The following is an 8,764-nucleotide window of genomic DNA, read 5'->3' as shown; positions in this document are numbered from 1 at the left end:
GGAGACGACCTAAACCACCCCTGTTTTTTTTTGGGGGGGGCTTTGTGGGTCGGGTGGGCTGGAGGGGGGAAGAGGGGGGGGGGAGGGGGGGGGGGCGGGGGGGCGGTTTTCCCCCCCCCCCACCAAAAGGGGTGAACGGTCGTAACTTTCCCGTGCGTAGCGCGTTCCGTCGCGCTAAGAGATCAGTCGATCACCGTAAGCGATTCGGCTGTCATGCCGCCCCCACGTCATGCCATGCCATGCCATGCCATGCGGTCAACGGCCCTACCTCGCGGTCAGTTATTGGGGTAGGCCCATGGGTTGGGGCGGCAGTCGATGCCGTCGTGGTCGATGAACTTGGTCTGCTGCTGCATGACGGGGGCGAGCTCGCCGTCCTTGTCGCAGGTGACGTGGTTGAAGCCGATGCGGTGGCCGATCTCGTGGTTGATCAGCATCTGCCGGTACCCGTGGATGTCGTCGCCGTACGGTTCAGCACCTTGCGCCCACCGGTAGGCGTTGATCATCACGCGCTCAGTGGCGGCCGAGTCGCAGGACACGTTGTCCTCAGTGGTGTCCAGGCCCGACTTGGCACACCAGTCGGCGGTCGTACCGGGGCTGGCCAGCGTGATCACGAAATCGGGTTGTCCGGAGTGGATGCGCTCGAAGGTACGGGCGCCGTTGTGGGCCCAGCTCCGGTTGTCGTTGAGCGTCTTGTGCACGGTCTCGGCGAAGAGTTCTCCGTCCAGGCCGAGCCCCTGTTCCACGTCCACGCGGTAGGTGTACTTCTGCCCCTTCCCGGGCCCCTTGTCGATGCCGGGGATCGCGTCGAACTTCCCCGAACCGTCGAGCGTGGCGCTGAGCGGGTACCTCTTCTCGATCTTCTGCTCGTACGTCAACGGTGCCGTGGTCTCCGACGGCGTCGGCCGCCCGTCCGCCCTCGACGCGGAGTCGTGGACGCCGCGGCCCTGGTCGGTGGCCGACTGAGAGCGCGCGTCGTCGCCGTCCGCGCCATCGGCGACCTGTCCGGCCACGACGACCGCCAGCACGGTGGTGACGGCGGCCGCGGCGACGCCGGTGAAGGTCCTGCCCTTACCGCCCTTGGCCGGCGCGGGTTCACCCGTGGGCGGCGCGTCGTCGGCACCCGCGACACCGCCGCCCCCGCTCTCGGCGCTCCAGTCGGTGACGGAGGCGTACGGGTCGGCGGGCTGTGCGGAGACGGGGGCAGGACGAGGACGCGGGGGGCGGAGCGCGAAGACGTCGTCGTCCTGGCCGAAGGCGTCCAGGTACTCCTGCCGCGGCCCTCCCGGTGCCCCCTGCCGCTGCTGCGGGAAGGGCGGGCCGGGTCGGCCCGTCGGAGTACCGGGCCCGGCACCGGTCCGCCGCCCGTCCAAATCGCCCCAGCCACCGCCGGGCTCACGCTGCTCGGGGTGGCCGCCACGGACCCGCGGCACACCGTGTGCCGGGATACCGTCCGGGAACCTGGGGCCACCACGCGCGGGCGTACCGTCCGCCAGCCGCGGAGAACCGTGCGCCGGCGTGCCGTCTCCCACCCCGGGAAACCCACGCGCCGGCGTGCCATCCGAAACAGACGGAAACCCATGTGCCGGCGTCCCGTCCCGGAGTCGTGGGCCCGGCACCGCATGTTCCCCAGGGGCAGGGGTGCCCCGGACTCCGCCCGGGGCCGCGGCTCCTCCCGGTGCCGGTGCCCCGCGGGTCGCCGCGCCGGGTGCTCCGCTCGCCGGTGGCTCCCGCCGGCCCACCGGTGGCTCCTGCCGGCCCGCCGGAGGCCCGGGCGCCCGGCGGCGGCCCAGTAGGCCGGGCCGGCCCTCCCTTGCTGCGGCGGTGCCCTCGGCGTCGGCCTTGGCGGCGGGTCCGCGGCGGCTGTGGCGTCCCACTTCGCGCCTCAGCCTCCTGTGGTCTGGTTGGCGGGCTCGTCGTCGACAGCCCCGTCGATCCTCTCACCGACCGCCGACTCCCCGGTGTCCGCGAGAAGTTCACGGAACGCCGCGGCCACGGTCTCCGGATATTCCATCATCGCCACGTGTCCCGCGTCCGGCAGGGTCAGCAGCCGGGAGTCACGGAAGGCGCGGGCAGCCCGCTGGGCCATGCGGTATCTGATGAGTTGGTCCCGTCCACCGTAGACCAGCAGGGTCGGCGCGAGAACCCGTTCGGCCTGTCGCCACAGTCCTTGCTGGCCGCCCACCGTGTACGCGTTGACGATCCCGCGCGCGGAACGCGCCATCGCGTCCCAGAAGTACGGCAGCCGCAGTCGCCGCTCCATCTCCTCCACGGCGTTGCGGAAGCCTTCCGGCGACACTCGCCCCGGGTCTCCGTAGCAGAGCGCCATCACGCCACGGACCCGCTGCTCCGCGGTCCACTCCCGGGTGAGGCGGGTGAAAAGCGACACCACCCCCGGCACCGCCAGCAGTCCCGTCGGCACGGCGCTGCGCTGCACCCGGATCTCCGGCAGCGCGGGCGAGACGAGGGTCAGTGTCCGCACCAGGTCGGGCCGCACCGCGGCGACGCGGGTGACGACGGCGCCGCCGAGCGAGTTGCCGAGGAGGTGCACGGGGCCGCGCCCGGACGCTTCGATGTGGCGGACGACCGCGCGCGCGTGACCCGTGATCGAGTAGTCGCCGTCGTCCGGTGGCGGGGAGTCGCCGAATCCCGGCAGGTCGAGGGCCTCGCCGTCGACGACGCCGTCCAGCAGCGGCATCAGCGCCGACCAGTTCTGCGAGGAACCGCCGAGGCCGTGGACGTAGAGCGCGGGCGGCAGCCCCTCGCGGGCCGGTGGCCTGGAACGGACCGTCAGGGTCATACCGGGCAGGCGGACCGACCTGAGCCGCTCTCCGGCCGCGACCCTGACGGCTGCGACCTTCGGCAGCACGTTGGCGGGCGGCACGGACGGCGGCTCGATCGAAGGCATGCGGCAATGTTACGAGACGATCACGCAATGGTTCATGTGTTCGCCATCACAAGGGCGGGTGCGGCGACGCGGCAGCCGGGTACTGATGCCGACAGCGCACGGGTCTGCCGCAGGCGATGCATGGCGTCCGGATCGGGTGTCTCCTAGGCTCGTGGAGTGGGCACCCGCGTGTGGCCCCTGCATTCTCAGGGACGTTCGTAGGAAGGGAGCCCAGCATGACCGTCGACCCGACCGACCCCGACACGTTCGACGACGAGGCACAGGAAGCGGAGGAATTCGACGTCGAGGCACCCGACGCCGACGCCGCCGAGCAGCAGGCGGACATCGCGCCGGAGCGCGACGATCCGTTGACCGGCGTCGATCCCGACCGCGCCAACGAGGCCGACCTTGCGGAACAGGCCCGGGTCGTCTCCCACGACGAGGACGACTACCGCTGACGATCACTGCTGACCGACCACTGCCGGGAGGCGGCCCGGGCGACCGAAGGCGGGCGGCGTTGAAGGCATCGGCATCCGCAGCGGACGGAAGCGGAGGCGGAGGCGGAGGCGGAGGCGGAGGCGACGGAAAGGCTCGCCGAGCAGGAGGGAGGCCGATTTCTGCCCGGCCTGATCGATTTTGAAACCTGTTGTGCGGCTTTCGCCACCGTCCGGTCCGTGAAATTCTGCGCTCGCACCGCACACACCACGGTTACCGAAAAGTACGATGGCGACGCGGCGCACACCGCACGAGGACGACTATGGGAGGCGGCGTGACAGCCATCGAGCAGACAGAGGCGGTACGCCCGCGGGGCACACGCCTTCCCCGCCGAGCCCGACGCAACCAGCTGCTGGGCGCCGCACAGGAAGTGTTCGTGGCCCAGGGCTACCACGCGGCCGCGATGGACGACATCGCCGAACGCGCCGGCGTCAGCAAGCCGGTGCTCTACCAGCACTTCCCGGGCAAGCTCGACCTCTACCTCGCGCTGCTGGACCAGCACTGCGAGGCCCTGATCCAGTCCGTACGGAGCGCGCTCGCCTCGACGACCGACAACAAGCAGCGCGTCCGGGCGACGATGGACGCGTACTTCGCGTACGTCGAGGACGACGGCGGTGCCTTCCGCCTGGTCTTCGAGTCGGACCTGACCAACGAGCCCGCCGTGCGCGAGCGCGTCGACAAGGTCACGAACGAGTGCGCCGAGGCGATCTGCGACGTCATCGCCGAGGACACCGGCCTGTCACGCGCCGAGTCGATGCTGCTGGCCTCCGGTCTGGGCGGCCTCGCCCAGGTGGTGGCCCGCTCCTGGCTGCACAGCGACCGCAGTGTGCCGCGCGACCAGGCGGTCCAGTTGCTGACCTCACTGGCCTGGCGGGGCATCGCCGGCTTCCCGCTGCACGGCACCGAGCAGCACTGACCGTCACGGCGTGGCGGGCGGCGGCGGGCGTACGGCGGCTCTGTTCCCGTCGGCTGTTCGCTCCTGGCGTTCTCCGACGCAGCGTGTACGTCCCCTCACCGGGCTAATGTGTGCTGGTACGGCGCGGAAGATCGCGCACTTCACTGACCGTCGGAGGGACATAGCCGTGGAGGTCAAGATCGGCGTGCAGCACGCGCCCCGCGAGATCGTTCTGGAGAGCGGCCAGAATGCCGAGGAGGTCGAGCGTGTGGTGGCCGAGGCACTGGCCGGCAAGTCGGCGCTCCTGAGCCTCGTGGACGAACACGGCCGCAAGGTCCTGGTGCCGGCCGACCGTCTGGCCTACGTCGAGATCGGCGAGCCGGCCCCGCGCAAGGTGGGCTTCGGCGCGCTCTAGTCGGCGGACGCGGAACCACGCACGCGTAGCGGGAAGGGCTCGGCGGTGACTCACCGCCGGGCCCTTCCGCGTTTCCCCGCCGGATCTCGCCGTCCTCACCACCGGGCCTCTCCGCGTTGCCCCGCCAGGCCCTTCCGCGTTTCTCCGTCGGACCCCGCCGCGCTCCCCGCCGGATCTCGCCGTCTCCCTGGCGAGCCTCCCGCCTCCCGGGGCTACCTCTCCCGCCGCGCCCTCTCCTGCCGCACCCTCCTGCCGCACCGCCCCTGCCGCCTCCCGCCGCGCGCCGCGCCGCGTCGGCTCTGCTCCGTCCCGTTCACGGACGGCGCACAGTTCACCCACAAGGGAGGGTTGTATTCCGCAGGTCAGGGGTAAGACGGCTGTGACCGTTTCGGGCAGGCCGGCCGCGTGGGAGGGACCCCGACATGCTCTTGGAAGCGCTCAGCGCCGCGATCCTCGGCCTCGCCCTGGCCTGGGCCGCCGCCCACCGTCTGCCCCACCGCCTGCCGGACCGCGTCCTGGTCCTGCCCACGGGGATCGCCGGGGCCCTCTTCGGGGCGTTCGTGACGCACACCGCGCTCGGCGCGGGCGGCCTTCCGCTGGTTCTGCTGGGCTCGGCGGCCCTCTCCGCGGCCTCGCTGTCGCTGCTGCTTCGCCCCGCGGGAAGACTCCGCCGCCGATCGGCGACCGCCTGACCGGCCGCCGCCGTACCGGGCCGCGCCCGCACTGACAGCGGTCAGGCGGCCAGCCCCAGCGCCGCCATCCGCTTGGTGTGCGCCTCGGTGATCCGGGAGAACATCCTGCCGACCTCGGCGAGGTCGAACCCGTCCGCGACACCGCCCACGAGCATCGTCGACAGCGCGTCCCGGTCGGCCACCACCCGCTGGGACTGCGAGAGGGCCTCCCCCATCAGCCGCCGCGCCCACAGCGCGAGCCGCCCGCCCACGCGCGGGTCCGCGTCGATCGCCGCGCGCACCTTCTCCACGGCGAATCCGGCGTGCCCGGTGTCGTCGAGCACCGCCAGTACCAGTTCGCGGGTGTCCGCGTCGAGACGGGCCGCGACCTCGCGGTAGAAGTCGCTGGCGATGGAGTCGCCGACGTAGGCCTTGACGAGCCCCTCCAGCCAGTCGGACGGGTCCGTCTGCTTGTGGAAGGCGTCGTACGCGGCCACGAAGGGCTCCATCGCCTCCGTCGGTTCCTCGCCGATCTCGGCGAGCCGGTCCCGCAGCCGCTCGAAGTGGTGGAACTCCGCCGACGCCATCTTCGCCAGCTCCGCCTTGTCCGCGAGCGTGGGCGCCAGCTTGGCGTCCTCCGCGAGCCGCTCGAACGCCGCCAGTTCGCCGTACGCGAGCGCGCCGAGCAGGTCCACGACCGCGGCACGGTACTGCGGGTCGGCGGCAGCCGTCGCCCAGTCCTGGGCGGCGACTCCGGTGGCTCCGGTGGCTCCGGTGGAATCGGGGGCTCCGGTGGTTTCGGCGGGGGCGTCTTCGGCGTTGCCAGGCTTGTCAGAGCTCGTCATGCAGCGCACAATAGCCCGCCCGTGGCCTGCGGGAAGGCCCCCGGTCGGCCCTGGTCATTCAGTGTGACGACGACTACGTGACCAAATCGGCCATCGCGTGTGCGCGAATCCGGGGTATGGTGGTAATGCGCCTGCCGAGTATGTGACGTACGGGTACGTGACATCGTCGTCGGGCCGCACGCATGAGGATGCCCGGTCGGTGGCCCGATCGGCTCCGACCCGACAGCCCTCCCTGCTGTACGCCACGCTGCGTACGGAATCCGGAGGGGGACCCTCAGTGGTACGAGCGCTGGAGCGTCGACAGAGGTCCCGTGTCCTACGGCTCGCCCGTAAGGCAGCCGACGTCCCCGACACAGTCCGGCAGGACCCGCGCGCTCGCCTCGCACCACGTACACAGAAGAGGCAGCACCCTGACTACGACGTTCCGATCCCTCGGGATCCTCCCCGAGACCGCCGAAGCCCTTGAGGCCGTCGGCATCATGACTCCCTTCCCCATCCAGGAGATGACGCTCCCCGTGGCCCTTTCGGGCAAGGACGTCATCGGCCAGGCCAAGACCGGCACCGGCAAGACGCTGGGCTTCGGCCTCCCGCTCCTCGAGCGCGTGACCGTCCCCGCCGACGTCGAGGCGGGCCGTGCGGCACCCGAGGCGCTGACCGACGCCCCGCAGGCCCTCGTCGTCGTTCCGACGCGCGAGCTGTGCCAGCAGGTCACCAACGACCTCCTGACCGCCGGCAAGGTGCGCAACGTGCGCGTCCTCGCGATCTACGGCGGCCGGGCCTACGAGCCCCAGGTCGAGGCCCTGAAGAAGGGCGTCGACGTGATCGTCGGCACCCCGGGCCGCCTGCTGGACCTGGCGGGCCAGAAGAAGCTGAGCCTGAAGCACATCAAGAGCCTGGTCCTCGACGAGGCCGACGAGATGCTCGACCTGGGCTTCCTGCCCGACGTCGAGAAGATCATCAACATGCTGCCGGCCCGGCGCCAGACCATGCTGTTCTCGGCCACCATGCCGGGCGCGGTCATCTCGCTGGCCCGCCGTTACATGTCGCAGCCCACGCACATCTCCGCCACCTCGCCGGACGACGCGGGCGCGACTGTCGCCAACACGAAGCAGTTCATCTACCGCGCGCACAACATGGACAAGCCCGAGATGGTGGCGCGCATACTGCAGGCCGACGGCCGGGGACTGGTCATGGTCTTCTGCCGCACCAAGCGCACGGCGGCCGACCTGGCCGACCAGCTCAAGCAGCGCGGTTTCGCCTCCGGCGCGGTCCACGGCGACCTCGGCCAGGGCGCCCGCGAGCAGGCCCTGCGCGCCTTCCGCAACGGCAAGGTGGACGTGCTCGTCTGCACCGACGTCGCCGCTCGCGGCATCGACGTCGAGGGCGTGACGCACGTCATCAACTACCAGTCGCCGGAAGAGGAGAAGACGTACCTGCACCGCATCGGCCGCACCGGCCGCGCGGGCGCGAAGGGTACGGCGATCACGCTGGTCGACTGGGACGACATCCCGCGCTGGCAGCTGATCAACAAGGCGCTGGACCTGGGCTTCAGCGACCCGCCGGAGACGTACTCCACCTCCCCGCACCTGTACACCGACCTCGGCATCCCCGAAGGCACCAAGGGCGTCCTGCCGCGCTCGGAGCGCACGCGCGCCGGGCTGGACGCGGAGGAGCTGGAAGATCTGGGCGAGCCGGGCGGCCGCGGTGGCCGCGCGCGCGGCGACCGGGGTGGCCGCAGTCGGGACGGTCGGGACGGTCGGGACGAGTCACGTTCCGCCGACCGCGAGCGTTCGTCCCGTACGACGCCGCGTCGCCGTCGCCGGATGCGCGGCGGGGCACCGGTGGACGCGGACGCCTCCGCGACGACCACCGCACCCGAGGCCGTGACCGGCGGTGCGGACAACGCCGCCGACCTGGACACGGACGCCGCCCAGGGCCCCCGTACGCTGCGCCGTCGGCGTCGTACGCGCGGTGGCGAGCCTCGTCCGCAGGTGACGGCCGCGCCGGCCGACGCCCCCGAGGCGCAGGCCGCCGAGGACACCGCGCTCGCGAACCCCGAGGTCGCGGAGGCGGTGGAGGCTTCGGAGGCCCCGGCGAAGTCGCGTCGCCGCCGCACCCGCAAGTCGGCCGAGGCACCGACCGCTCTGCCGGAGACCACCCCGGTGGTCGAGTCGGCGACCGCGGAAACCACGGTCACCGAGTCGGCCGTCGTCGAGGTCCCGGCGGCCGAGGCCCCCGTGGAGAAGCCGCGCCGCCGCACCCGCAAGGCCACGGCCACGGCCGCCGAAACGGTGGCCGACACGGCCGAGGGAGCGACCGAGCCCGCGTCCGAGCCGACGGAGACGAAGCCGCGCCGCACCCGCAAGGTCACAGCCGCGGAGGTCACCGAGGCCGCGCAGGCACCGGAGGCCGCCGAGGCCAAGCCGCGACGCACCCGGAAGACCGCCGCCGCCAAGGCGGAAGCCGCCGTCGACACCGCCGAAGGCACGGAGACCAAACCGCGCCGCCGCACCCGCAAGACCGCCGAACCGGCCGAAACCACCGACACGGCCGGACAGG

At 72.0% G+C, this 8,764-nt stretch carries 8 protein-coding genes; 5 read left to right on the top strand and 3 right to left on the bottom strand.

The window, feature by feature from the left end; all coding sequences use genetic code 11:
- Positions 1-275: 275 nt before the first annotated feature.
- Positions 276-1,874 (bottom strand): DUF3152 domain-containing protein, encoded by a 1,599-nt coding sequence (locus ACZ4V1_RS07785; protein WP_468330873.1) that lies wholly within the window; start codon positions 1,872-1,874, stop codon positions 276-278.
- An 8-nt stretch (positions 1,875-1,882) separates the two neighbouring features.
- Positions 1,883-2,905, bottom strand: a complete 1,023-nt coding sequence (locus ACZ4V1_RS07780) for an alpha/beta fold hydrolase (RefSeq protein ID WP_468330870.1) — start codon at positions 2,903-2,905, stop codon at positions 1,883-1,885.
- Between the two features lie 215 nt (positions 2,906-3,120).
- On the opposite strand from ACZ4V1_RS07780, the gene ACZ4V1_RS07775 reads away from it, so the two are divergent.
- The 4 genes from ACZ4V1_RS07775 to ACZ4V1_RS07760 all read left to right on the top strand — a co-directional run bounded on the left by ACZ4V1_RS07775 (position 3,121) and on the right by ACZ4V1_RS07760 (position 5,381).
- Positions 3,121-3,342 (top strand): hypothetical protein, encoded by a 222-nt coding sequence (locus ACZ4V1_RS07775; RefSeq protein ID WP_468330867.1) that lies wholly within the window; start codon positions 3,121-3,123, stop codon positions 3,340-3,342.
- A 311-nt stretch (positions 3,343-3,653) separates the two neighbouring features.
- Entirely contained in the window at positions 3,654-4,295 is a 642-nt protein-coding gene (locus ACZ4V1_RS07770) for a TetR/AcrR family transcriptional regulator (RefSeq protein ID WP_055418932.1), read from the top strand.
- 166 nt (positions 4,296-4,461) lie between these two features.
- Positions 4,462-4,689 carry a DUF3107 domain-containing protein gene (locus ACZ4V1_RS07765; protein ID WP_055417979.1) on the top strand — a complete coding sequence of 76 codons (228 nt, stop codon included), beginning with the start codon at positions 4,462-4,464 and terminating at the stop codon, positions 4,687-4,689.
- Positions 4,690-5,111: 422 nt separating this feature from the next.
- Complete coding sequence (locus tag ACZ4V1_RS07760; RefSeq protein ID WP_468330864.1) at positions 5,112-5,381, top strand: hypothetical protein; 270 nt, start codon at positions 5,112-5,114, stop codon at positions 5,379-5,381.
- Positions 5,382-5,422: 41 nt separating this feature from the next.
- Here the strand turns inward: ACZ4V1_RS07760 and ACZ4V1_RS07755 are convergent, their stop codons facing one another.
- Positions 5,423-6,205: a ferritin-like domain-containing protein gene (locus tag ACZ4V1_RS07755; protein ID WP_468330861.1), complete on the bottom strand. Its 783-nt coding sequence runs from the start codon at positions 6,203-6,205 to the stop codon at positions 5,423-5,425.
- A gap of 503 nt (positions 6,206-6,708) precedes the next feature.
- Between ACZ4V1_RS07755 and ACZ4V1_RS07750 the strand changes: the two genes are divergently transcribed.
- On the top strand, positions 6,709-8,764 hold a 2,056-nt coding region (locus ACZ4V1_RS07750), incomplete at its 3' end, for a DEAD/DEAH box helicase (RefSeq protein ID WP_468330973.1).

Source organism: Streptomyces sp. NPDC028991 (assembly GCF_055564775.1).
The sequence above is the reverse complement of the archived record's forward strand: the minus strand, read 5'-3'. Positions and strand labels throughout refer to the sequence as shown.